Origin of the sequence: Xanthobacter autotrophicus ATCC 700552, from assembly GCF_043194565.1 — a bacterium.
Lineage (GTDB): Bacteria > Pseudomonadota > Alphaproteobacteria > Rhizobiales > Xanthobacteraceae > Xanthobacter > Xanthobacter autotrophicus_F.
Window position 1 is genome coordinate 109,037 of record NZ_JBAFVS010000012.1, and the last position, 21,414, is coordinate 130,450.

Sequence of the window (21,414 nt, forward strand, 5' to 3'; positions counted from 1 at the left end):
CATGGCATCACCCCGCCGCCGCGACGCCGGAGCCGGCGAGATTGCGCGCCAGCGCCAGCACCGCCCAGGTGATGAGGCCGAGGGCGATGGAGAGGGCGGCGGCGGTGGCGAAATTCGCGTTGAGGGTGAACTCCGTATAGATGGTCATGGCCAGCACATCGATGCGCGTCGCCAGGGTGAAGGCGGTGCCGAAGGCGCCCATGGCGGTGGCAAAGGCGATGGCGCCGGAGGCCATGAGCGCCGGGGCGATGCCCGGCAGGGTCACGTCCCGCAGCACCTGCGCGCGTCCCGCGCCGAGCGAGCGGGCGGCTTCCTCCAGCGCCGGGTCCAGCTTTTCCACCGCCGCCATGAGGGTGACCAGCACCCGCGGCAGGGAGAAATAGACGTAGCCCGCGAACAGGCCCGCCATGGAATAGGCGAACACCCACCGCCCCAGCCCGAGCCCCGTGGAGAGGCCGGCGAGCAGCCCCTGCCGGCCGGCGAGCAGGATCACCATGAAGCCCACGACCACGCCGGGAAAGGCCAGCGGCAGGGTGAGCAGGGACACCAGCAATGGCCTTCCGAAGAAGCGGTTGCGGGCGAGGAACAGCGCCACCACCGTGCCGATGGCCAGCGTCGCCGCGGTCACCGCGGCCGAGAGCGCCAGTGTGGCGAGCAGGGTCGCCAAATGGCGCGGATTGGTGAGGATGGCGCCATATTCCGCCAGGCCGTTCGGCCCCGAGCCGGCCACGCCCACCAGCCGCACCATGGGCAGCAGGAAGAACGCCGCCACGAACAGGAACAGCGGCAGCAGGAACAGGCGGGCGAGGCGGTCGGCGCTGTGCATGGGGTGGGACCGGGTTGGAGATCGCCGGGGTGATGGCGGTGCAAGGACAGGCGGACTCCCTCTCCCGCGTGCGGGGGAGGGCCGGGGTGCAAAGGCGTCCGGCGGAATGCCAGTCGATGTGACTCCCTCTCCCGCGTGCGGGGGAGGGCCGGGGAGGGGGAGGGCGCCGGTGGTTTTCCCGCTGTCGGGCGTGCAATGTCTAGCGCGCTGCCCCCTCCCAACCCTCCCCCGCACGCGGGAGAGGGCTTGCGCGCTGCCCGGACGACGGCCGTCTGGCGGAGGTCGGAGTCTCGGAACCCCTCACTTCACCGCGTTCAGATAGGCTTCCGAGAAGCCCTTCTGGGCGGCTTCCATCTTGGCGTAGTCCACCGGCTTGGCGCGGGCATAGTCGGCGGCGGGCAGGAAGCGGCTCGCCACCTCGGGCGGCAGCTTGATGTCGCGGGCGGGTCGCAGATAGGCCTTGGCCCACATGGTCTGGCCCTTGTCGGAGAGCACGTAGTCCAGCACCTTCTTGGCGGCCTCGGGGTGGGGCGCGCCCTTCACCATGGTCATCACATAGGGCACCACCACGCTGCCCTCGCAGGGGATGACGAACTCGAAGTGGCCCATGTCCGAGTAGCGGGCGCGGTAGGCGTTGAAGTCGTAGTCGAACAGGATCGGGATCTCGCCGGAGACCACGCGGGCATAAGAGGTCTGCTTCGGCACGATGGGCTGGTTGGCCTGGAGCTTCTTGAAGTATTCGATGCCGGGCTTGAAGTCGTCCAGCGTGCCGCCCATGGCGCCGTTCACCGCCACCGCGCCCACATAGCCCACGAAGGCGCTGGTGGGGTCGAGGTAGCCCACAAGGCCCTTGTATTCGGGTTTCAGCAGGTCGGCCCAGCAGGCCGGAACCGGGGCGCCGCCCAGCGCATCCTTGTTCACGAACAGGCCCAGCGTGCCGGAATGGATGGTGAACCAGTTGCCGTCCTTGTCCTTCAGCCCCGCCGGGATGTCGGCGAAGCCCTTGGGCTCGTAGGGCTGGGTGACGCCGGCGTCCTTGGCCTTGATGCCGAAGGTGACGCCCAGATAGGCCACGTCCGCCACCGGGCTCGCCTTCTCGGCGATGATCTGGGTGAGGGACTGGCCGGAATTCTTGTTGTCCTGCGGCACGTCGATGCCGGTGTCGGCCTTGATGGCCTTCAGCATGCTGCCCCAGTCGGCCCATTCGGGCGGGCAATTGTAGCAGATGGCGTCCGCCGCGGCCGCCGGGCGACCGGCGAGGGCGAGCGTCGCGAGGGCGAGCGCGGCGACGGCGCCGGCTTTGGGAAGGCGGGGAAGGGTGGGGCGCATGGCTGGCCTCGGGAGAAGAGAAGGGGGCTTGATATAGGCAAGGGGCGTGCTGGACGACCGCCGGGCGGCGGCCTGCGGGGCTCCAAACTCTAGGAAAGAGAACGCGTTAACCGATCGTCTTGCGAACTAATCGGATCGGCGGCTCCTCTGGGAGCGAGCGTTCCGCCGGGGCGGAGGGTGAAGGGCAGGTGTTCGACGCGGGGCGCGGCGCCCGCCTCGATCATGGTGAAGAGCATGGTCACCGCGTGCGCCCCCATGAGGCGGGTGGGCGTATCCACCGTGGCGAGGGTGGGATGGACGGCGCCGCCCAGGGCGATACCGTCAAAGCCGGCGACGGAGATATCGTCCGGCACGCGCAGCCCCAGCGTGCGCAGGGCGCCGACCACGGACAGGGCGAGCAGGTCGTTGGAGCAGAGCGCCGCCGTGGGGGGCGCGCCGGTGCAGAAGAGGCCGGCGAGGGCCTCGGCATGGCTCGGCGCATCGCCGAGATAATCGAGCTCGAGGGGAGCCTCGGGCTCGAGGCCCGCCGCTGCCATGGCGGCGCGATAGCCTTCGTGGCGACGGCGGGCGCGATCGGAGGTGGCGAAGCGCCCGGCGAGATAGGTGATGCGCCGGTGCCCGGCCGCGATCATGGTTCCGGTCAGGGCGAAGGTGGCGGCCGCATTGTCCACGCATACGGCCGCGCGGCCCGGGCGGGTCGGCTCGTTGTGGACCAGGACGTAGGGGATGCCCTCCGCCTCCAGCAGGTCGAGGGTGGCGTTCTCGGCCGCATCGGCGACGGTGAGGATGAGCCCGGCCACGTTCTGGGCCACCAGCGTCTCCACCAGCTCGGCCTCGGCGCCGGGCTCGTAATCGGTGGCGGTGAGCAGCAGCGTGTGCTTGCGCTCCCGCGCCGCCGACTGCATGCCGGCGACCGAGGCGGCGAAGACCGGATTGGTCAGGCTGGGAATGACCACGCCCAGCGTCTTGGTGCGCAGCGCCTTCAGCGCGCGGCCGATCTCGCTGGGGCGGAAGCCGAGGGCGTCGACGGCGGCGCGCACGCGCGCCTCCACGGCGGGGCTGGTGGGGGCCGAGCGGTTGATGACCCGGCTGACGGTGGCGATGGAGCAGCCGGCGCGTTCGGCGACGGTGCGAATGGTGACGATGCGTGCCATCGCGCGATCCTGAAGCCGGCGACTGGACAGCGTCCAGCCCGTGAAATCGTTTTCAGGAACTTAATCTGCAAAGCAAGACAGGCATATGACCGGTGGCGCGATCTCTTGAAACGGGACCGCCGGCGATCGTCTCAGAGTGCGTGGGGGTCGGTTTGCGGCCTTTCAAATCGGCATGGCGGTGGGGCCATCGTCCCCATGGCCGCCATAAACGCGGACGGCGGGCGTGCCGGAGCACGCCCGCCGTGGGGAAGGGAGGATCAAGGGCGGCGAGTCTCCCCTCCTTCGCTGAGCCTCACCGGGGTGGGAGGCGATCTGGGGGGCCGTGGCGTCCGCCGAACGGGGGCGGAACGTGGCCGGCCGGCAGCAGCAGCGCCGGTTCGATCAGCGCCAGCCGCTGAAGCTGGTCCTCCGACAGGAGCGCTTTCAGGGTTTCCACCGCCTGCCGCAGCCGCACGCCGGCCTTGCCGGCCTCCTCGTCGCGCACCGCGAGAGCCGTGACGAGAGCGAAGGGGACGGGCGCCGCAGCGGACGGGGCCGGCGGGGGGAAGGGAGGTGGGAACGGCGCGCCGGGAGGCGGCGGGGGCGCGGGAAGGGCGGCCTGAAGGGCGTCGGTGAAGTCGCGCCAGGCGTCCATCTGGTTCGGCCGCACGCCGATGGCGGTTTCGGCCGCGGCGAGCGCTTGGGCGAGCCCCAGCGGCCCGCCGGGGGGCTGGCTGCCACGCGGCCCGGCCGCGTCCCGCGGATGGGGTGGCCACGCGCCGACCGCGTCGCCGGGGGCGGGAGGCGGCGGAGCGTGCGGCAGGTTCGGCGCCAGCGGCAAGTCGTCCATGGCGAGGGCCGCGAAGCGCACCGGGGCGCTCGACGTGGCCTGCGCCTGCGGCAGCCGGTCCTGCGTCTTCGAGACGGCGGGGCCGGACACCGACGCGACGACGGCGCATCCCACCAGCAGGGCGAGGGCGGCCCCGGCCAGGAGCTTGGTGCGCAGAGGCTTGACGGACATGGGGTGCCTTCTGTCTTTCTTCAGGTTGAAGGCACTTTCGCCCCGTCCCGTTGCTGGCGAAGGTCGGGATATGTCGAAAGGTGTCGGCGCGGGCCGAATTTGTATCGCAATGTTGCTCGAAGCCGGTGGGCAACGCTTCGATGCAATGGAGGGCGCAGTGGCGCGGCGTCTCGGCTAGAATACGGCGAAATGGAGACGCCGGTGCAATCCGAAGGCGCAACGCATATTCTCGTCGTCGACGACGATCTCGAAATCCGGAAATTGCTCGGGCGCTATCTGGCGGGCCAGGGCTTCCGCGTCACCACGGCCGGCGACGGGCGGGAGATGGAGGAGAAGCTGGCCACCCAGCGCATCGACTTCGTGGTGCTCGACCTGATGCTGCCGGATGCCTCCGGCCTCGATTTGTGCCGCGCCCTGCGCAACCGCTCGCGGGTCCCCGTCATCCTGCTCACCGCGCTGAAGGAGGACGTGGACCGCATCATCGGGCTGGAGATCGGCGCCGACGACTATCTCGGCAAGCCGTTCAACCCGCGCGAGCTGGTGGCGCGCATCCGCGCGGTGCTGCGGCGCACCGGCGGCGCCGAGCCGGAGCCGGTGGCGGCCACGGCCTTCCGCTTCGCCCGCTTCCGCGCCGAACCGGAATTGCGGCGCGTGACCGATGCCGAGGGCGTCGAGATCGCGCTCACCGGCGCCGAGTTCGACCTGCTGATGGCCTTCCTGGAGCGGCCCGGCCGCATCCTCTCCCGCGAGCAATTGCTGGACATCACCCGCGGCCGCGAGGCCGGGCCGTTCGACCGCTCGGTGGACGTGCTGGTGAGCCGCCTGCGGCGCAAGCTCGGCGACCAGGGCGCGTTCCAGATCCTGAAGACCCTGCGCAACGGCGGCTACCAGCTGGCAGTGCGGGTGGACCGGGAGGACGTCTCGTGAGGACCCTGCGCGCGCAGGTCACCGCGCTTCTGGTGGTGGCGGTGCTGGTGGTGACGGCGCTGGCCAACGGCGCGTCCTTCTTCCTGACCCGTCCCGAATGGCCGCCCTTCGAGGAGGGCGACAAGGCCCAGGACATGGCCCTCCTCGCCGATCTGGCCGCGTCGGTGCCGGCCACGGGCGCGCCGGTCACGATGTTCGGCGGAGGGCGAGGGGTGATCCAGACGGCGCCGCCCGACGGAGAGATCGATCAGGAGGCCACGCGCATGCTGGCGGAAGGCCTCGCCCGCCTCGGCCACAGGATGCCGGTGCGGGTGTTTCGGCCGGGAGCCTCAAGCCAGATGGGTCCAGGTCAGGCGGGTCCAGGTCAGGCGGGTCCAGGTCAGGCGGGCCCAAGGCGGCCGGGCCCGGACGGTCCCGCGCTCACGGCGCTGGGCCTTGCCGATGGGCGCTGGCTGGTGCTGGAGCGGCGGTTCGGCCCCATGCGCCCGCCGGATGGCCCGCCGGGCGGGACCTTCGGCTTCGCCACCTGGCTCGCTTTCATGGTGGCGGGGGTGACGCTGGTGGTGGTGTTCGCCGTGCGGCGGCTGACCAAGCCCTTGTCCCTTATCGAGGAAGCCGCTGGACGCATCGGCCCCGACGGCGAACTGCCGGTACTGCCCGAGGAGGGACCCGCCGAGGTGCGCGCCGCCGCTGCCGCCATCAACCGCCTGTCGGCGCGCCTTAAGGTCGCCATGGACAGCCGCATGCGCATCGTGGCCGGCGCCGCCCACGACCTGCGCACGCCCCTCACCCGCATGCGCCTGCGCGCCGAGTTCATTCCCGACGACGAGGAGCGCGCCCACTGGCTATCGGACCTGGAGGAACTCGACCGCATCGCCGACAGCGCCATCCGGCTGGTGCGCGAGGAGGTGGAGGGGGCGCCGGAGGAAATCGTGCGTCTCGACGATCTGGTGGACGGCGTGGTGGCCGAGGTGGCCGAGGCGCGGCGGCCGGTCCGCCTCGTCCGCGCGTCACCGGCGGCGGTGCGCGGACGGCCCCTGTCGCTGAAGCGCGCGGTGCGCAATCTGGTGGTCAATGCCGCGACCCATGGCGGCGGCGCGCGGGTCGCCGTCAGCGCCGAGGCGGACCGGGTGGTGCTGGTAATCGAGGATGACGGCCCCGGCATTCCCGAGGCGCTGATGGGTCAGGTGTTCGAGCCGTTCTTCCGGGTGGACCCGGCGCGTCAGGTCAAGATTCCCGGCGCCGGGCTGGGCCTTGCCATCGCCAACGAGATCGTCTCGCGTCACGGCGGCCGCCTCACCCTCGCCAACCGGCCGGGCGGCGGCCTGCTGCAGCGGGTGGAGCTGCCGGGGGTGGACTTGCCGGGGATGGCGGTGGGGGAGGGGTGAGGGCGCGCGGCTCGGTGCACGGGCGGCGCCCACATACTTCAAGCGCAGGCAAGGGCGGCCCAAGGGACGCCCCGCGATGGCCGCCCCGCGGGGGCTCACCTTGGGCTCACCTTGGGCTCAGCGGGTGGGGACGGGCTTCTCGCCGCGATAGTCGTAGAAGCCGCGCTGGGTCTTGCGGCCGAGCCAGCCGGCCTCGACATATTTCACCAGCAGCGGGCAGGGGCGATACTTGGAATCCGCCAGGCCCTCGTGCAGCACCTGCATCACCGCGAGGCAGGTGTCGAGGCCGATGAAGTCGGCCAGCTGCAGCGGTCCCATGGGATGGTTCGCCCCGAGCTTCATGGCCCGGTCGATGGAATCCACGCTGCCGACGCCCTCGTAGAGGGTGTAGATGGCCTCGTTGATCATGGGCAGCAGGATGCGGTTGACGATGAAGGCCGGGAAGTCCTCGGCCACCGCATAGGTCTTGTGCAGCCGGGTGACGAACTGCTTCGAGCTTTCGAAGGTGTCGTCGTCGGTGGCGATGCCGCGCACCAGCTCCACCAGCTCCATCAGCGGCACCGGATTCATGAAGTGAATGCCGATGAAGCGCTCGGGGCGGTCGGTGGCCGCGGCCAGCCGGGTGATGGAGATGGACGAGGTGTTGGAGGCGAGCAGCGCGTCCGGCCGCAGCACCTGGCACAGGCCGGTGAAGATCTTGCGCTTCACCTCTTCCTTCTCGGTGGCCGATTCGATCACCAGATCGCAGTCGGCCAGCTCCTCGGTGCGCTCGGCCATGGCGATGCGGGCGAGGGCCACCTGCCGGGCGTCCTCGGTCACGGTGCCCTTGGAGACCTGCTTGGCCATGTTGCCATTGATGGTGGCAAGGCCGGAGCGGATGCGGTCGGGGTCCGCGTCATGGATGAACACGTCATAACCGGCGAGGGCGCAGACGTGCGCGATGCCGTTGCCCATCTGGCCTGCGCCGATGACCCCGACCTTCTTGATCTCGAGCGGCATGATTCTCTCGTTTCACCTTGATGCCGGGGGGAGGAGCCGGCGCCCCTGATGGCTGCGGCCGGGGCGTGGCCCGGCCGCCTGTTTCTAGAGCATTTCGGCGCTTCGTTGAATGGGGGACACCGCGCTCGAAGGCGCTTTGGCCTTATCCCTTCGCCTTGACGAGTTCCGCCTTCAGCTCGGGGATGACCGTGTTGATGTCGCCCACCAGCCCGTAGTCGGCCACCTGGAAGATGGGGGCCTCCTCGTCCTTGTTGACGGCGACGATGACCTTGGAGTCCTTCATGCCCGCCAGATGCTGGATGGCGCCGGAAATGCCGAGCGCGATGTACAGCTCGGGCGCCACCACCTTGCCGGTCTGGCCCACCTGCCAGTCGTTGGGGGCGTAGCCCGCATCCACGGCGGCGCGCGAGGCGCCCACCGCGGCACCCAGCACATCGGCCAGCGGCTCGATCAATTCGGCGAACTTCTCCCGCGAGCCCAGGGCGCGGCCGCCGGAGACGATGATCTTCGCCGCCGTCAGTTCCGGACGGTCGGAGGCCGCGATGCTCTCCTCCACGAAGGTGGAGACGCCGGGATCGGCCACGGCCGCGATGGCCTCGACTGCCGCCGAGCCACCCTCGCCGGTGGCGGCGAAGGAGGCGGTGCGCACCGTGATCACCTTCTTGGCGTCACCCGACTTCACGGTCTGGATGGCGTTGCCCGCATAGATGGGCCGCTCGAAGGTGTCGGGGGCCAGCACCTTGGTGATGTCCGAGACCTGCATCACGTCGAGCAGCGCTGCGACGCGCGGCAGCACGTTCTTGGCCACCGCCGTGGAGGGGCCGACGATGGCGTCGTAGCCCGGCGCCAGCGATACGATGAGCGCGGCCAGCGGCTCGGCGAGGCGATGGGCATAGAGCGCGTCGTCCGCCAGCAGCACCTTTTCCACGCCGGCGAGTTTCGCCGCGGCGTCGGCGACGCCCTTGGCGTTCTGGCCGGCCACCAGGATGTGCACCGGACCGCCGAGGGCGGCGGCGGCGCTGAGCGCCTTGGCAGTGACGCCGTTGAGAGCCGAATTGTCGTGTTCGGCGAGCAGCAAGGTTGCCATCAGATCACTCCCGCCTCATCCTTGAGCTTCGCCACCAGCTCGGCCACCGAGCCCACCTTCACGCCCGCCTTGCGGCCCGCGGGTTCCGCGGTGGAGAGCACGGTGAGGCGCGGGGCGACGTCGACACCGTAGTCGGCGGGCGTCTTCTCGGCGATGGGCTTCTTCTTCGCCTTCATGATGTTGGGCAGCGAGGCATAGCGCGGCTCGTTGAGGCGCAGGTCCGTCGTGACGATGGCCGGGCCATTGAGCTTCACGGTCTGCAGGCCGCCGTCGATCTCGCGGGTGACGGCGACGCCGCCCTCTTCGATCGCAACCTTGGAGGCGAAGGTGCCCTGGGGCCAGCCCAGCAGGGCGGCGAGCATCTGGCCAGTCTGGTTGCAGTCGTCGTCGATGGCCTGCTTGCCCAGGATGACGAGGCCGGGGGCTTCCTCGCCCACCACGCCCTTGAGGATCTTGGCCACCGCCAGCGGCTCCACCGCCCCGTCCACCTTCACCAGGATGCCGCGGTCGGCGCCCATGGCCAGCGCGGTGCGCAGGGTCTCGGCGGCCTGGGCCGGGCCGATGGACACGGCGATGACCTCGGTGGCCTTGCCGGCTTCCTTCAGGCGAAGCGCCTCTTCCACCGCGATCTCGTCGAACGGGTTCATGGACATCTTGACGTTGGCGAGCTCCACGCCCGACCCGTCCGACTTCACCCGGACTTTTACGTTGTAATCCACCACCCGCTTAACGGGCACCAGGATCTTCATAGAGGCGTGCTCCCCGTTCCCGAAATATCGACCGGCGGTCGAAAAATCGCGCCGGTCTTCAAGTCTTCCGCGTGGTCCCTGCATTGCAGCATTTTGTGCGGGCCGGCAACGTAGGAGGGGCCAGAAAGTGTGTCAACGCTCGCGCTTTCGGGGGCTGCCAAAGTCGCACGTGCCGACCTTTCACGGCTCACCTTTGCGCGGTGCCCGGCGGCTCGGCACCCCGGAAGGATCGGGATCCAGCAGCGCCACCCCCGGCCGGCGCATCACGGTCACCAGCGCCGCGCCGGTGAGGAAGCCCCCCACATGGGCCCACCACGCGGTATCCTGGTCGTGGCTCGCCATGATTTGCCAGACCTGGAGGGCAAACCACGCGCCGATGGCCCAGTAGGCCGGCACCCTGAGCGGGATCTTCATGAGCACCAGCGCCCATAGGCGAATGTGGGGGTGCAGCACCAGATAGGCGGCGATCACCCCGGCCACCGCGCCGGACGCCCCCACCAGCGGCGCTTCGGAGGCGGGGTTGGCCACCACATGGACCACCGCCGCCGCAACACCGCACAGGAGGTAGAAGGCGAGGAAGCGGACGTGGCCGAGGGCGTCCTCCACATTGTCGCCGAACACGAACAGGAAGGCCATGTTGCCGATGAGGTGCAGCCAGCCGCCGTGCAGGAACATGTAGGTGACGAGGCTGAAGGGCGCGGGAATGAGCGCATAGCCTTCCGGCAGCACCGCCTCGCCCGTCACCACCGCCGGAATGGTGCCGTAGGCGAGGGTGGCGGCCTCGCTCACCGTCTGGAAGGCGCCGTGCTGGAGTGCCAGGAACACGAATAGGTTGAGCGCCAGCAGCGCCCAGGTGACGTAGGCGTGCCGCACATGCTCCAGCGGGTTGGCGTCGGCGATGGGAACGAACATAGCCAAGGGTCTTCCGCGGGCGTCCCGTACGCGCCCGTGGCCTGAAGCGTAGAGCATTTTCGGGCCAGAGCACGCGCCGCCCGAAGAAAATGCGGGGCGAGGGTCACGGCGCCGATCCGCCTCGTCGGGATCAGGTGCGGCCGGGTTGTCAGGCCCGGCTTGCCCCGGGGACCCAGAGCACGTCGTCGGCGCCGCGCGCATTGGCGTAGCGGCCGGCCACGAACAGCAGGTCCGACAGGCGGTTCACATAGTGGATGGCGGGTCCGCCCACGGTCTCATCCGGCTGGTGCGACAGCTCCACCATGATGCGCTCGGCGCGCCGGCAGACGGTGCGGGCGAAATGCAGGTACGCCGACGCCGGCGTTCCGGCCGGCAGGATGAAGGAGGTGAGCGGCGACAGCTCGGCATTGAGCAAGTCGATGTCGGTCTCCAGCCGGGTCACCTGCGCCGGAACGATGCGCAGCGCGGTGCCCGGCGCTTCGTCGGCCTTCGGCGGCACGCACAGGTCGGCGCCGAGATCGAACAGGTCATTCTGGATCCGCATGAGCATGGCGTCGAGCGCGGCTTCGCCCGAAAGGTGCAGGCGGGCGAGGCCGATGGCGGCATTGGCTTCATCCACCGCGCCATAGGCGTCCACGCGCAGGTCGTACTTGGCAACCCGCGCGCCGGTGCCGAGCCCGGTGGTGCCGTCGTCGCCGGTGCGCGTGTAGATCTTGTTCAGCTTCACCATGTGGTTGCAGTCCCTCTCAGCGTCCCAGGTCACCGCCCCAGATCACCGTCCCATGGCGAAGATGGTGATCATCACCAGGATGATGGCGCCGAACTGGAACAGCACCCGCAGCTGCATCAGGCGCTGGGACCGCTGGGGCGAGCCGCCCGAGGCGAAATTGAACAGGCCGAGGATCAGCACCCCCGCCACCAGGGCCAGGGCCAGCGGGATGAAGAGATAGATGGACCAGTGGAGCATGGCGGACCTCGGGGACGCAGGGCGGCCGCGTCAGTTGAGGAGGACGATGGCTGCATTCAATGTGGAGGCGTAGCACACCCAGGCAAGATAGGGCACCAGCAGCCAACCTGCGGCCCGGTCCAGCGGCAAGGCGGCGCGCAGGGCGAGCGCCAGCACCACGATGAGCGCGAGGATGATGGCGAGCCCCGCCACCGGCGCATGCAGCCCGAAGAAGATGGGCGACCACACCGCATTGAGGGCCAGCTGGCCGAGGAACAGGCCGATGGCGGTCCGCCGCGCCAGCGACGGCGCGACCTTGTCCCACAGCCGCCAGAGCGACAGCGCCATCAGGATGTAGAGGATGGTCCAGGCGATGGGGAAGGCCGCGTTGGGCGGGGTCCATGCCGGCTTGTGAAGGCCCTGATACCAGCCGGGAATGGCCGGCGCGGTGACGGCGCCGCCCACCGCGGCGACCACTCCCACCAGAGCGAGGCAGGCGAGCAGCCTCAGCCGCGAGACGGCGCAGGGAGAGACGGAGTTGAACCGGGTCAAGGACATGGGCAACCTTGGGCTTTGGAACCGGTGCCGGGTTCCGGTCAGCGCGACGCGCCGGCTTCGGGGCAGACCGGCGTCGTCGTCTTGTTCGAACACGCTGCCGGGGCGGATCGGTTGCCGGGCCCTTTTTCCGGAGGTCCCGCCTCAGGTGGCGATGTGGCGGCCGATCTCCTCCACGGGCAGCTTCACCAGGTCCTTGGCGATTTCCCCGTCCACGCGGCCCTTGACCTTGGGGCTCAGCACGCTGCGCAGGGTGCCGAGCGCGCGCGGCGGGGCCACGAGGAGGATGCGTTCCGGTGCCGTGCCGGCCTCCACCATCACGCCGATCCGCGCGGCCACGCGGCCCAGGAACGCGGCTTCAGCCTGCGCGTGCAGGTCGGTTTCCTCCATGGCGCTGCGCGCGGTGGTGGCGGATTCATGGACTCGGCCGGGCCGGTCGGTGCCGAGCGCCGCGGTGCCGGGATGGGGTTCGTCAAAACATTCGAGGACGCTGAGCTGGGGGACGATGGCGGTGCCGGCATCGGCCAGAAGGAGCGCCTTGGCGCCGTCGCAGACCACCACCAGGCGTTGGGCCTTGTCGAGCTTCGTCATGTGCTGCCTCCCGTTGTTGCTGGCCGGAGCTGCCATCGGCGGCGCCCGGCGCAGCGCGATCCTGCGCGCCCGGGCGCCCTGTCACCTTGACGGCGCCACCTTGACATGGGGCATCCTGCGACTTTGTGCCGGCGCGCGGGCGCTTGCCGCCATCAAAGGCGCGTGAGACCATTTTCGCTACGGAAACCGCTGGCCCCCGCGCGCGTTCCGCAACATGGGTTCAGGAGGGGAGACCTCGCGATGCCATTTCTTGTTCGTTTCCTGCTGCGGCACGCGCTGATCGGGGTCGGTGTGGCCGCCGTCTTCGTCGCCCTCCTGGCCGCCTTCGACGTGGCGCATCTGGGCACCCTGTTCGCCACCTCGCAGGACGGGCCGCTGGCGCTGGTCGTGCTGACCCTGGCCCTCGGCGTGACCTTCGGCAGCGTGCAGATGGGTTTTGCCGTGATGCTCATGAGCGACAAGGACGAGCCGCCGCGCGGCCGTCGCATCCGCCTCACCCGCCTGGTGCCCAGTTTCGCCCGGGTGCACGCAAGGCGCTGAGGCGGTCGCCTTCTGAAACGTCACGTCGTGAAAAGTCGCGCCGTTTGAATGGCCGGGCACTGCCCGGCCAATTCGTTTGCCCGGCCTACTGTCCCTTACGCCTCAGGGCGTCGGCGAGCGCGGCGCCGAAAGCGCCCGCAGCGGGCTTGTCCTTCGGCGGCGGACCGCGACGGCTCTCGTTCTGCCGCCCCTCGTTCTGGCGCGGCTCATTCTGGCGCGGCTCATTCTGGCGCTGATCCTGCGCCCGCCCCGGCGCGGGGCGCCCGCCGGCATCGTCCTTGCGCATGGAGAGGGCGATGCGCTTGCGCTTCACATCCACCTCCACCACCCGCACCTTCACCACGTCGCCGGCCTTGACGACCTCGTGGGGGTCCTTCACGAACCGGTCGGCCAGGGCCGAGACGTGGACCAGCCCGTCCTGGTGCACGCCGATATCCACGAAGGCGCCGAAGGCGGCCACATTGGTCACCGTGCCTTCCAGCACCATGCCGGGCTTGAGGTCGCTCATCTCGTTGACCCCCTCGGCGAAGGTGGCGGTCTTGAACTGCGGGCGCGGGTCGCGGCCGGGCTTCTCCAGTTCGCTCAGGATGTCGCGCACCGTGGGCAAGCCGAAGCGCTCGTCCACGAAGGCGCGCGGGTCCAGCGCCTTCAGCGCCGCCGTGTCGCCCATGATCGCGCGCACGTCGCGCCCGCAGGCGGAAACGATCTTCTTGGCGAGGTCATAGGCTTCCGGATGGACCGCGGAGGCATCCAGCGGCTCCGTCCCCTCCGCAATACGCAGGAAGCCGGCGCTGAGTTCGAACGTCCTTGGCCCAAGGCGCGCCACCTTCAGCAATTCCTTGCGGGTCCTGAACGGCCCCACCGTATTGCGATGGGCGACGATGGCCTCCGCCAGCGAGGCGCCGAGGCCCGATACCCGCGCCAGAAGCGAGGCCGAAGCGGTGTTGAGGTCCACGCCCACGGCGTTCACCGCATCCTCCACCACCGCGTCGAGGGCCTTGGCGAGGCGGGCCTGGTCCACGTCGTGCTGGTATTGACCTACCCCGATGGCCTTGGGCTCGATCTTCACCAGCTCCGCCAGCGGGTCCTGCAGTCGGCGGGCGATGGAGACGGCGCCACGGATCGACACGTCGATGTCCGGCATTTCGGCGGCGGCGGTGGCGGAGGCGGAATAGACCGAGGCGCCGGCCTCGCTCACCACCACCTTGATGGGGTGCGGCGGCGGCAGCATGCCCAAGAGGTCCGCCACCAGCTTGTCGGTTTCCCGGCTCGCGGTGCCGTTGCCGATGGCGATCAGCTCCACCTTGTGCTTGACGATGAGGTGGGCCAGCGCCGCGCTCGCCCCCTGCACGTCGTTGCGCGGCTGGAAGGGATAGACGGTGGAGGTGGCAATCAGCTTGCCGGTGCCGTCCACCACCGCCACCTTCACGCCGGTGCGGATGCCGGGGTCGAGCCCCATGGTGGCGCGCGAGCCGGCCGGGGCCGCCAGCAGCAGATCCTTGAGGTTGCGGGCGAAGACGCGGATGGCTTCTTCTTCCGCCCGCTCACGCATGTCGCCCATCAGCTCCACGGTGAGGTGGAGCGACAGCTTCACCCGCCACGCCCAGCGCGCCACCTCCAGCAGGAAGCCGTCGGCGGGGGCACCGTTGGCAAGCGGAATGGCGAAGGCCTCCGCCACGATGCGCTCGGTGGGCTTCACCGGGGTGGTGGCATCCTCGTCCACCACCAGGTCGAGGGTCAGCATCTCCTCGTTGCGGCCGCGCAGCATGGCGAGCACCCGGTGGCTGGGGGCGGTGGCCCATTTTTCCGCATGGTCGAAATAGTCGCGGAACTTGGCGCCGGCCTCCTCCTTGCCCTCGGCCACCTTGGCCTTGAGCACGGCGCCGGCCTTCATGTGCGCCCGCAGGCGGCCCACCAGCTCCGCATTCTCGGCGAAGGTCTCCACCAGGATATCCCGCGCCCCGTCCAGGGCGGCCTTGATGTCCGCCACCTGCTCGGTGAGGAAGGCGGCTGCGCGCTCGGCGGGGGCGACGGACCGGTCCGCAAGGATGGCCTCGGCCAGCGGGCCCAGCCCCTTCTCGCGGGCGATCTCCGCCTTGGTGCGGCGCTTGGGCTTGTAGGGGAGGTAGAGATCCTCCAGCTCCGCCTTGGTGGTGGCGGCGTCGATCTTGCCGCGCAATTCGCCCGTGAGCTTGCCCTGACCGTCGATGGAGGACAGCACGGCGGCGCGCCGCGCCTCCAGCTCGCGCAGGTAGGACAGGCGCTCTTCCAGCGTGCGCAGCTGGGTGTCGTCGAGGCCGCCCGTGACCTCCTTGCGGTAGCGGGCGATGAAGGGAACCGTGGCGCCTTCGTCGATGAGGGACACGGCCGCGCTGACCTGCGCCGGGCGGGCGCTGATCTCGGCGGCGATGATACGGGCGATGGTCTCGCTCATTCCCTGCGGTGCGGCGGCGGCCATGGGCTCTCCTTCGAAATCGGGGCACGCCCCTAGAGCGCGATCCGCTTAAACGCAAACGGGTCCGTTTGCGTTTAAGCGGTGAATCGCCCTCTAAACTATTGATAGAGACGGATTCAGCTGTTCGACGCCATGGCATCGAACAGCATCCGGCTCTAGCGGAGCAATGGGGCGCTGTCACCATGAGGCTTGGCGCGGTGTTGCCCCCTCTCCCGCGTGCGGGGGAGGGGTGGGGAGGGGGCAACACCGTGCCGCTTGACGTGCGGTTGCGGAATACGCAAACCCTCTGCCCCCTCCCTGCCCTCTCCCGCAAGCGGGGCCTCTGCGAAAGGTCCCCGAGATGCCGTCCTCCCCTCTCCCCTTGCGGGAGAGGGGTTGGGGGTGAGGGGGCGGCTGTGCCTGAAAATACTGTCTGCTCAGGACCCTAGCACACCCCTCACCCCGGCCCTCTCCCGCAAGGGGAGAGGGAGAACGGGCTTCCTTCACCGACCATGGGTGACTTTCGCAGAGGTCTCGCAAGCGGGAGAGGGTTTCCTGTCGTACCCGGTCGTAGCAGCGGGATTTCAAACTACGACACCACCCGCCGCTCGCGGTGGAAAAGCCGGCTCAGAACAGGTTCAGGCCCGGCGGCAGGGCGAGGCCGCCGGTGAGGCTCTTCATCTTCTCCTGCATCACCCGCTCGGCCTTGACGCGGGCGTCGCCCAGGGCGGCGACAAGGAGGTCTTCCAGGATCTCCACCTCGTCCGGTTTCATCAGGGACGGGTCGATGCGCACGGCCTTGCACTCGCCCTTGGCGGTGACGCGCACGGTGACGAGGCCGCCGCCGGAGGCGCCTTCCACCTCCACCTGCTCCAGCTCCGCCTGCATCTGCTGCATGCGCTCCTGAAGCTCCTTGGCCTGCTTCATCATCCCCATCAGGTCGCGCATGGACTTCATCTCCCTGTCATGGCGGGCGGCTGCGCTCGAGCGCCGCGCGCGCTCTAATACTCAAGTTCGTCGTCGGCGCCGGGGCCGGCGTAAAGGTCCTCTTCCGAGGGGGCGAGGACATCGGCGTCGATGGGCGCCTCCGCGCGGGTGCGCACATCCACCACCTCGGCGCCGGGGAAGCGGGCGAGCACGGCGGCCACCAGCGGATGGGCCTTGATGCCTTCTTCCCGCTCGGCCTTCACCGCCGCATTCTCCTCCGCCAAAGTCGGCCCGCCCGCCTGCGCGGAGAGGGAGACCAGCCAGCGCCGGCCGGTCCAGTCCGAGAGCTTGCGGGAGAGGTCCTGGATGACGCTGGCGGGGGAACCCGGCACCAGCGCCACCTCGATGCGGCCCTCCTCCACATGCACCGGACGCAGCGACGTCTCAACCGCGTGCTTCAGGGCCAGGTCGCGCTTGGCGGCGACGTATTGTGCCACGTCGGCGAGGCTGGCGAGGCGCGAGCCCGCCGCCGGTGCCGCAACGGCCGCCACCGGCGCCGCCTGCATCTGCGGCCGGGCCTCGGCGGGCCGGGCCTCGACCGGACGCGGGGCGAGGGACAGCCGCGCGCCGCCACCACCACCTCCTCCGCCACCACCGGAGGGGGCGGAAGGCGGGGCCGGGGCGTCGGTAACAGGCTGGTCCTTCAGGCGCCGCAGGGCTTCGTCGGGGGTGGGCAAATCGGTGGCGTAGCCGAGGCGCACCAGCACCATTTCCGCCGCCTGGGCGGGCTTGGGGGCCTGCTGCACCTCGCCGATGCCCTTGGTGAGCATCTGCCACGCCCGGGCCAGCACCCGCATGGACAGGCCCTGCGCCATCTCCAGCCCGCGCACCCGCTCGGCTTCCACCAAGGCGGCATCCTGCGCCGCGTCGGGCATGATCTTGAGGCGGGTGACCAGATGGGTGAATTCGGCCAGGTCCGTGAGGATCACCGCCGGGTCGGCGCCGGCATCATACTGGTCGCGGAATGCGGCCAGCGCCTGGGCCATCTCGCCCCGCATCAGCGCCTCGAACAGGTCGATGACGCGGCCCTTGTCGGCGAGGCCCAGAAGCCGCCGAACCTCTTCCGCGCCCACGGAGCCGCCGCCATGGGCGATGGCCTGGTCGAGCAGGGACAGGCTGTCGCGCACCGAGCCTTCCGCCGCCCGCGCCACGATGGCAAGCGCCTCCGGCTCGATGGTGACGCCTTCCTTGGCGCAGATGCCGGCAAGGTGCGCCGCCAGCTCGCCCGCCTCCACGCGCCTGAGGTCGAAGCGCTGGCAGCGCGACAGCACGGTGACCGGCACCTTGCGGATCTCGGTGGTGGCGAAGATGAACTTCACATGCTCCGGCGGCTCTTCCAGCGTCTTCAAGAGGCCGTTGAAGGCCGCCGTGGAGAGCATGTGCACTTCGTCGATGATGTAGACCTTGTAGCGCGCCATCACCGGACGGTAGCGGGCGCTCTCGATGATCTCGCGGATGTCGTTGATGGAGGTGTTGGACGCCGCGTCCATCTCCATCACGTCCACATGGCGGGATTCGATGATGTCGCGGCACTGCCTGCCCATCACCGACAGATCGAGGCTCGGGCCCGAGGGGGTGCCTTCTGGGGCGCCGTCCATGGGTTCATAGTTCAAAGCGCGGGCGAGGATGCGCGCGGTGGTGGTCTTGCCCACGCCGCGCACGCCGGTGAGGATATAGGCCTGCGCGATGCGCCCGGAGGAGAAGGCATTCCTCAGGGTGCGGACCATGGCCTCCTGGCCGATGAGGTCGGTGAAATTCTGCGGGCGGTATTTGCGCGCCAGCACGCGATAGGCGGCGGGGGCCGGGGCGGCGACGGCCGGGGCCGCCGCATCCGGGCGCGCGGCAGCGGGCGGCGCGCCGAGGTCCAGCCCCAGAGTCGGCCCGTCGTCGTCCTGGTGCGCGCGCGTGTCCTCGCTCATGAAACCGCCTTCGGGATGGGCAGGGGATGCCCCTGCGCCATACATAGCATCGCCGTCGCCCGCGTCGATGGGCGGGCCGGCAAAACCGCCGCCGGCCTGGTGAGGGTGCCGGCGCGGCCGGGCTCGGATCAGCTCACAGGTTCGGTGGAGGGCAGGGTGGGGGCCGCTGCGTGGGGCTGGGCCAACAACCGGTCCCAATGGAGAGGCCTTGCCCCCTCCCCAACCCTCCCCCGCAAGCGGGAGAGGGGGCACCGCCTCATTTGGCCGGCGCTCACCTGGCCGTACTCACTTGGCCTTGGGGGCCTCGGTCTTTGGGGCGTCAACCTTGGGCGCGTCGGCCTTCGGTGCGTCGGCCTTGGGCGCTTCCGCGGCGGGGACGCGGATGCAGACGTAGCGGCGGTAGCCTTCCGCCACGGCTTCCTTGTGCTTGGCATCGAGCCGGGCGGGCACGTTCTTGGCGATGGCGGCCTTGCAGGCCTCCTCGGTGGGATAGGAATTGTCGCGGTTCACCACCGCTTCCGGCTTGACGAGGGCGCTGAGGACGAGGACGACGACGACCCACATGGGAGCCTCCTTGGACGGGTGGCCTGTCTTATACCATCGGCCCCGGTCTTTGACCGGTGCCAGGTGGGTCCGCTCAGGCGCCGTGCGGGTTTTGGTCTTATCCCCAAATCCGAACCGGATTGCGACCGGGGCGCGGCAATTCACAGGTCGAGGGGGGCGGGGACGCCTAACGCCAAAGGCCCCCCGCGCACCGTGACGGCGCTGCGGGCGGGACCTTGCGAGGGCGTGGATCGATAAGGTGGGAGGCTGGACGAAGACCCGAGTCGGGCTCGTTGGGGCTGCTTCCTTCCGGACCTGACCCGGTTGGCGAGTGGCTCGTCCACCGCCAACCTCCCGAGGGCTATATGGCAGGGGAGGGGAAGGATGGCAAGGGGAGGGGGCGGCCGGTCCCTACGCCACCTTGCGGGTCTTGGCGAAGGGGCTGAGGCCGAGCCAGGCCTGGATGTTGCCGGCGAGCGCCGGATCGCCGGTCAGCATCAGCCGCCGCTCGTCCACCGCCGCGCGCACGGTATCAAGGCCCATCCAGATCGCCGTCATGGTCTTGAGGTCGCTCGCCACGTAGAGATCCACGTCGAAGCCGGGATCGACGCTGCACAGGTCCACGTCCACCTGCGGCTCGACGATGAGCCACCAGGAGCGCTGCGTCGCCGACAGCTCCGGATACTGGAACTTGATGAGGCTGCGCTGCTTCGGCATGGGGGTGGGATCGAGGTTGCGGCGCATGTCCCACATGAGCAGCGAGACATCGAGATGCTGCAGCGACAGCTCCGTTTCCACCCAGCGCTGCCCCCAGATGCCGAAGGCTTCCACCAGCGGCCCCAACTCCTGGCCGGCGGCGGTCAGGCGATATTCGAACACGCCGGTCTCGGTGCGCGAGGCGGCGCGGTAGAGAATGCCCGCCGCCTCCAGCTCCTTCAGCCGTTGGGACAAAAGCGCGGGCGACATGCGCGGCACCCCGCGCCGCAGGTCGTTGAAGCGCGTGGACCCCGCCACCATCTCGCGCAACAGCACCACGGTCCAGCGCGTGCAGAGGATTTCCGCCGCCATGGCCACCGGACAGAACTGCCTGTAGCTGCCTTGTGTCATGATTTCCTCTGGGGAATATGCAAGCGTAGAATACCCCCACCGGACATAGGGGCCAAGTTCATTTTCTGTATTGGCCCGCTTCAGTTCCTGAACTAGCGCCCGGCCACCAGAAATGGGCATCCTCCCTCGATAAATGAGGGCTTCGACAACAGCCGGAGAATGGAAATGTCTGTAGGTATCCACGCAGCGATTGAACCTGTCAGGACCAATTGGCTTGCGCAGGTCGATAATACCGCCGGCGAAATCGGTGCGCATGCGGCCGAGCACGATGCGCGCGAGAGCTTTGTCTCCGACACCTTCCAAAAGCTGAAGGCCGACGGCTTCTTCAAGGCGCTGGTGCCGGAGGAATTCGGCGGCGGCGGCGCCGGCGTCGCCGACATCTGTCAGGTGGTCCGCCGCCTGGGCGCGCAGTGCGGCTCCACCGCGCTCGCCTTCTCCATGCACTCGCATCTGGTGGCCACCGCCGCCTGGCGCTGGCGCCACCAGAACGCGCCCACGGACGGCCTCTTGAAGCGGGTGGCGGCCGAAAACCTCGTGCTGGTCTCCAGCGGCGGCTCGGACTGGCTGCGCAGCGAGGGCACCGCCACCCCCTGCGAGGGCGGCTTCCGCATCAATGCGCGCAAGGTCTTCTCCAGCGGCTGCCCGGCCGGCGACCTGCTGATGACCAGCGCGGTCCATGACGACCCGCAGGCCGGCCCCACCGTGCTGCACTTCGCCGTGCCCTTCAAGGCGCCGGGGGTGACGGTGCTGGACACCTGGCATGCGATGGGCATGCGCGGCACCGGCTCCCACGATGTGCTGCTGCGCGACGTGTTCGTGCCCGCGGCCTCCATCGCGGGGCGGCGGCCGCAGGGCAAGTGGCACCTGCTGTTCCACACCATCAGCCTGATCGCCTTCCCCATCATCTATTCCGCCTACATGGGGGTGGCCGACGGGGCGCGGGCGACGGCGCTGGAGATCGGCCGCCGCCGCGGCTTCGACACCGGCCTGCCCGCCCGCGTCGGCGCCATGGAGAATGCCCATACCATGGCCGGCCTCGCCCTCGACGCCATGGTGCGCATGGCCGGTGGAGCGATGCCGGGACCGGAGACCACCAGCCGGGTCATGGCCGCCCGGACCCTGGCCGGCCGCGGCGCCATCGAGACGGTGGAGCGCGCCATGGAAGTGGTGGGCGGCGCCTCCTTCTATCGGGACCTGGGCCTGGAGCGCGCCTTCCGCGACGTGCAGGGCGCCCGCTTCCACCCGCTGCGGGCCGACGAGCAGGCGCTCTTCACCGGCCGGGTGGCGCTGGGGCTGGACGTGGACGGGTAGGGTCGCTCAAGCGCGGAGGCCGGAGCCGGATCGGCTCCGGCGAACACGCGCCCTCGCACCGGTGGCCCGGTGCGGGGGCGTTGGTGTTTGGGGGCGGGGGAGGTGGTGTG

Annotated in this window: 21 protein-coding genes and 1 other RNA gene; 4 read left to right on the forward strand and 18 right to left on the reverse strand. The window is 69.8% G+C overall.

The annotated features are described in order from the left end of the window. Window positions 1-7: 7 nt before the first annotated feature. The 4 genes from V5F48_RS14350 to V5F48_RS14365 form a co-directional block, all read right to left on the reverse strand. On the reverse strand, window positions 8-826 hold the full coding sequence (locus V5F48_RS14350; RefSeq protein WP_394259260.1) for an ABC transporter permease: 819 nt from the start codon (window positions 824-826) through the stop codon (window positions 8-10). Between the two features lie 300 nt (window positions 827-1,126). After that, entirely contained in the window at window positions 1,127-2,155 is a 1,029-nt protein-coding gene (locus V5F48_RS14355; protein ID WP_394259261.1) for an ABC transporter substrate-binding protein, read from the reverse strand. 89 nt (window positions 2,156-2,244) lie between these two features. Then, window positions 2,245-3,309 (reverse strand): substrate-binding domain-containing protein, encoded by a 1,065-nt coding sequence (locus tag V5F48_RS14360; protein WP_394259262.1) that lies wholly within the window; start codon window positions 3,307-3,309, stop codon window positions 2,245-2,247. A gap of 292 nt (window positions 3,310-3,601) precedes the next feature. Next, window positions 3,602-4,309, reverse strand: coding sequence for a hypothetical protein (locus V5F48_RS14365; RefSeq protein WP_394259263.1), 708 nt, complete (start codon window positions 4,307-4,309; stop codon window positions 3,602-3,604). Between the two features lie 189 nt (window positions 4,310-4,498). On the opposite strand from V5F48_RS14365, the gene V5F48_RS14370 reads away from it, so the two are divergent. After that, on the forward strand, window positions 4,499-5,236 hold the full coding sequence (locus V5F48_RS14370) for a response regulator (RefSeq protein ID WP_394259264.1): 738 nt from the start codon (window positions 4,499-4,501) through the stop codon (window positions 5,234-5,236). Beyond that, entirely contained in the window at window positions 5,233-6,624 is a 1,392-nt protein-coding gene (locus V5F48_RS14375; protein ID WP_394259265.1) for an ATP-binding protein, read from the forward strand. The genes V5F48_RS14370 and V5F48_RS14375 overlap by 4 nt, the downstream gene beginning before the upstream one ends. Before the next feature lie 117 nt (window positions 6,625-6,741). Here V5F48_RS14375 and V5F48_RS14380 read toward each other — a convergent pair whose 3' ends face one another. The 8 genes from V5F48_RS14380 to V5F48_RS14415 all read right to left on the reverse strand — a co-directional run bounded on the left by V5F48_RS14380 (window position 6,742) and on the right by V5F48_RS14415 (window position 12,463). Further along, window positions 6,742-7,623 (reverse strand): 3-hydroxybutyryl-CoA dehydrogenase, encoded by an 882-nt coding sequence (locus V5F48_RS14380; RefSeq protein WP_394259266.1) that lies wholly within the window; start codon window positions 7,621-7,623, stop codon window positions 6,742-6,744. Between the two features lie 142 nt (window positions 7,624-7,765). Beyond that, on the reverse strand, window positions 7,766-8,710 hold the full coding sequence (locus V5F48_RS14385; RefSeq protein ID WP_394259267.1) for an electron transfer flavoprotein subunit alpha/FixB family protein: 945 nt from the start codon (window positions 8,708-8,710) through the stop codon (window positions 7,766-7,768). After that, window positions 8,710-9,459, reverse strand: a complete 750-nt coding sequence (locus V5F48_RS14390; RefSeq protein ID WP_394259268.1) for an electron transfer flavoprotein subunit beta/FixA family protein — start codon at window positions 9,457-9,459, stop codon at window positions 8,710-8,712. The genes V5F48_RS14385 and V5F48_RS14390 overlap by 1 nt, the downstream gene beginning before the upstream one ends. Before the next feature lie 180 nt (window positions 9,460-9,639). Continuing rightward, window positions 9,640-10,371 carry a rhomboid family intramembrane serine protease gene (locus tag V5F48_RS14395; RefSeq protein ID WP_394259305.1) on the reverse strand — a complete coding sequence of 244 codons (732 nt, stop codon included), beginning with the start codon at window positions 10,369-10,371 and terminating at the stop codon, window positions 9,640-9,642. Between the two features lie 148 nt (window positions 10,372-10,519). Next, entirely contained in the window at window positions 10,520-11,101 is a 582-nt protein-coding gene (locus tag V5F48_RS14400) for a cob(I)yrinic acid a,c-diamide adenosyltransferase (RefSeq protein WP_394259306.1), read from the reverse strand. A gap of 42 nt (window positions 11,102-11,143) precedes the next feature. Next, window positions 11,144-11,338 (reverse strand): twin transmembrane helix small protein, encoded by a 195-nt coding sequence (locus V5F48_RS14405; protein ID WP_394111186.1) that lies wholly within the window; start codon window positions 11,336-11,338, stop codon window positions 11,144-11,146. Between the two features lie 30 nt (window positions 11,339-11,368). Beyond that, window positions 11,369-11,875: a TspO/MBR family protein gene (locus V5F48_RS14410; RefSeq protein ID WP_394259269.1), complete on the reverse strand. Its 507-nt coding sequence runs from the start codon at window positions 11,873-11,875 to the stop codon at window positions 11,369-11,371. A 141-nt stretch (window positions 11,876-12,016) separates the two neighbouring features. Then, window positions 12,017-12,463, reverse strand: a complete 447-nt coding sequence (locus V5F48_RS14415) for a host attachment protein (RefSeq protein WP_394259270.1) — start codon at window positions 12,461-12,463, stop codon at window positions 12,017-12,019. A gap of 240 nt (window positions 12,464-12,703) precedes the next feature. On the opposite strand from V5F48_RS14415, the gene V5F48_RS14420 reads away from it, so the two are divergent. Next, entirely contained in the window at window positions 12,704-13,003 is a 300-nt protein-coding gene (locus V5F48_RS14420; protein ID WP_394259271.1) for a hypothetical protein, read from the forward strand. An 85-nt stretch (window positions 13,004-13,088) separates the two neighbouring features. On the opposite strand, the gene V5F48_RS14425 is transcribed toward V5F48_RS14420, so the two are convergent. The 6 genes from V5F48_RS14425 to V5F48_RS14450 all read right to left on the reverse strand — a co-directional run bounded on the left by V5F48_RS14425 (window position 13,089) and on the right by V5F48_RS14450 (window position 19,993). Further along, the gene (locus V5F48_RS14425; protein WP_394259272.1) at window positions 13,089-15,461 is read right to left on the reverse strand and encodes a Tex family protein; all 2,373 of its coding nucleotides are present in this window, start codon (window positions 15,459-15,461) and stop codon (window positions 13,089-13,091) included. 603 nt (window positions 15,462-16,064) lie between these two features. Then, window positions 16,065-16,385: a YbaB/EbfC family nucleoid-associated protein gene (locus V5F48_RS14430; RefSeq protein WP_394111195.1), complete on the reverse strand. Its 321-nt coding sequence runs from the start codon at window positions 16,383-16,385 to the stop codon at window positions 16,065-16,067. Between the two features lie 53 nt (window positions 16,386-16,438). Next, a complete protein-coding gene (locus V5F48_RS14435; protein ID WP_394259273.1) occupies window positions 16,439-18,343 on the reverse strand; it encodes a DNA polymerase III subunit gamma/tau in 1,905 nt (634 codons plus the stop codon). Window positions 18,344-18,628: 285 nt separating this feature from the next. Beyond that, a complete protein-coding gene (locus tag V5F48_RS14440) occupies window positions 18,629-18,907 on the reverse strand; it encodes a hypothetical protein (RefSeq protein ID WP_394259274.1) in 279 nt (92 codons plus the stop codon). Between the two features lie 237 nt (window positions 18,908-19,144). After that, window positions 19,145-19,242: signal recognition particle sRNA small type (gene ffs / locus V5F48_RS14445), an RNA gene on the reverse strand. Window positions 19,243-19,297: 55 nt separating this feature from the next. Next, on the reverse strand, window positions 19,298-19,993 hold the full coding sequence (locus tag V5F48_RS14450) for a winged helix-turn-helix transcriptional regulator (RefSeq protein ID WP_394259275.1): 696 nt from the start codon (window positions 19,991-19,993) through the stop codon (window positions 19,298-19,300). 165 nt (window positions 19,994-20,158) lie between these two features. Here V5F48_RS14450 and V5F48_RS14455 point away from each other — a divergent pair, with 165 nt between their 5' ends. Then, window positions 20,159-21,304: an acyl-CoA dehydrogenase family protein gene (locus tag V5F48_RS14455; protein WP_394259276.1), complete on the forward strand. Its 1,146-nt coding sequence runs from the start codon at window positions 20,159-20,161 to the stop codon at window positions 21,302-21,304. The last annotated feature ends 110 nt before the right edge of the window (window positions 21,305-21,414 follow it).

Excerpts from the sequence above, each read along its gene's own strand:
- V5F48_RS14450 (WP_394259275.1), bottom strand. The coding sequence starts at position 19,993 with ATGACACAAGGCAGCTACAGGCAGTTCTGTCCGGTGGCCATGGCGGCG.
- V5F48_RS14435 (WP_394259273.1), bottom strand. The coding sequence starts at position 18,343 with ATGAGCGAGGACACGCGCGCGCACCAGGACGACGACGGGCCGACTCTG.
- V5F48_RS14385 (WP_394259267.1), bottom strand. The coding sequence starts at position 8,710 with ATGGCAACCTTGCTGCTCGCCGAACACGACAATTCGGCTCTCAACGGC.
- V5F48_RS14350 (WP_394259260.1), bottom strand. The coding sequence starts at position 826 with ATGCACAGCGCCGACCGCCTCGCCCGCCTGTTCCTGCTGCCGCTGTTC.
- V5F48_RS14360 (WP_394259262.1), bottom strand. The coding sequence starts at position 3,309 with ATGGCACGCATCGTCACCATTCGCACCGTCGCCGAACGCGCCGGCTGC.
- V5F48_RS14415 (WP_394259270.1), bottom strand. The coding sequence starts at position 12,463 with ATGACGAAGCTCGACAAGGCCCAACGCCTGGTGGTGGTCTGCGACGGC.
- V5F48_RS14370 (WP_394259264.1), top strand. The coding sequence starts at position 4,499 with ATGGAGACGCCGGTGCAATCCGAAGGCGCAACGCATATTCTCGTCGTC.
- V5F48_RS14400 (WP_394259306.1), bottom strand. The coding sequence starts at position 11,101 with ATGGTGAAGCTGAACAAGATCTACACGCGCACCGGCGACGACGGCACC.
- V5F48_RS14455 (WP_394259276.1), top strand. The coding sequence starts at position 20,159 with ATGTCTGTAGGTATCCACGCAGCGATTGAACCTGTCAGGACCAATTGG.
- V5F48_RS14410 (WP_394259269.1), bottom strand. The coding sequence starts at position 11,875 with ATGTCCTTGACCCGGTTCAACTCCGTCTCTCCCTGCGCCGTCTCGCGG.
- V5F48_RS14420 (WP_394259271.1), top strand. The coding sequence starts at position 12,704 with ATGCCATTTCTTGTTCGTTTCCTGCTGCGGCACGCGCTGATCGGGGTC.
- V5F48_RS14405 (WP_394111186.1), bottom strand. The coding sequence starts at position 11,338 with ATGCTCCACTGGTCCATCTATCTCTTCATCCCGCTGGCCCTGGCCCTG.
- V5F48_RS14365 (WP_394259263.1), bottom strand. The coding sequence starts at position 4,309 with ATGTCCGTCAAGCCTCTGCGCACCAAGCTCCTGGCCGGGGCCGCCCTC.
- V5F48_RS14440 (WP_394259274.1), bottom strand. The coding sequence starts at position 18,907 with ATGTGGGTCGTCGTCGTCCTCGTCCTCAGCGCCCTCGTCAAGCCGGAA.
- V5F48_RS14380 (WP_394259266.1), bottom strand. The coding sequence starts at position 7,623 with ATGCCGCTCGAGATCAAGAAGGTCGGGGTCATCGGCGCAGGCCAGATG.
- V5F48_RS14395 (WP_394259305.1), bottom strand. The coding sequence starts at position 10,371 with ATGTTCGTTCCCATCGCCGACGCCAACCCGCTGGAGCATGTGCGGCAC.
- V5F48_RS14425 (WP_394259272.1), bottom strand. The coding sequence starts at position 15,461 with ATGGCCGCCGCCGCACCGCAGGGAATGAGCGAGACCATCGCCCGTATC.
- V5F48_RS14430 (WP_394111195.1), bottom strand. The coding sequence starts at position 16,385 with ATGCGCGACCTGATGGGGATGATGAAGCAGGCCAAGGAGCTTCAGGAG.
- V5F48_RS14390 (WP_394259268.1), bottom strand. The coding sequence starts at position 9,459 with ATGAAGATCCTGGTGCCCGTTAAGCGGGTGGTGGATTACAACGTAAAA.
- V5F48_RS14355 (WP_394259261.1), bottom strand. The coding sequence starts at position 2,155 with ATGCGCCCCACCCTTCCCCGCCTTCCCAAAGCCGGCGCCGTCGCCGCG.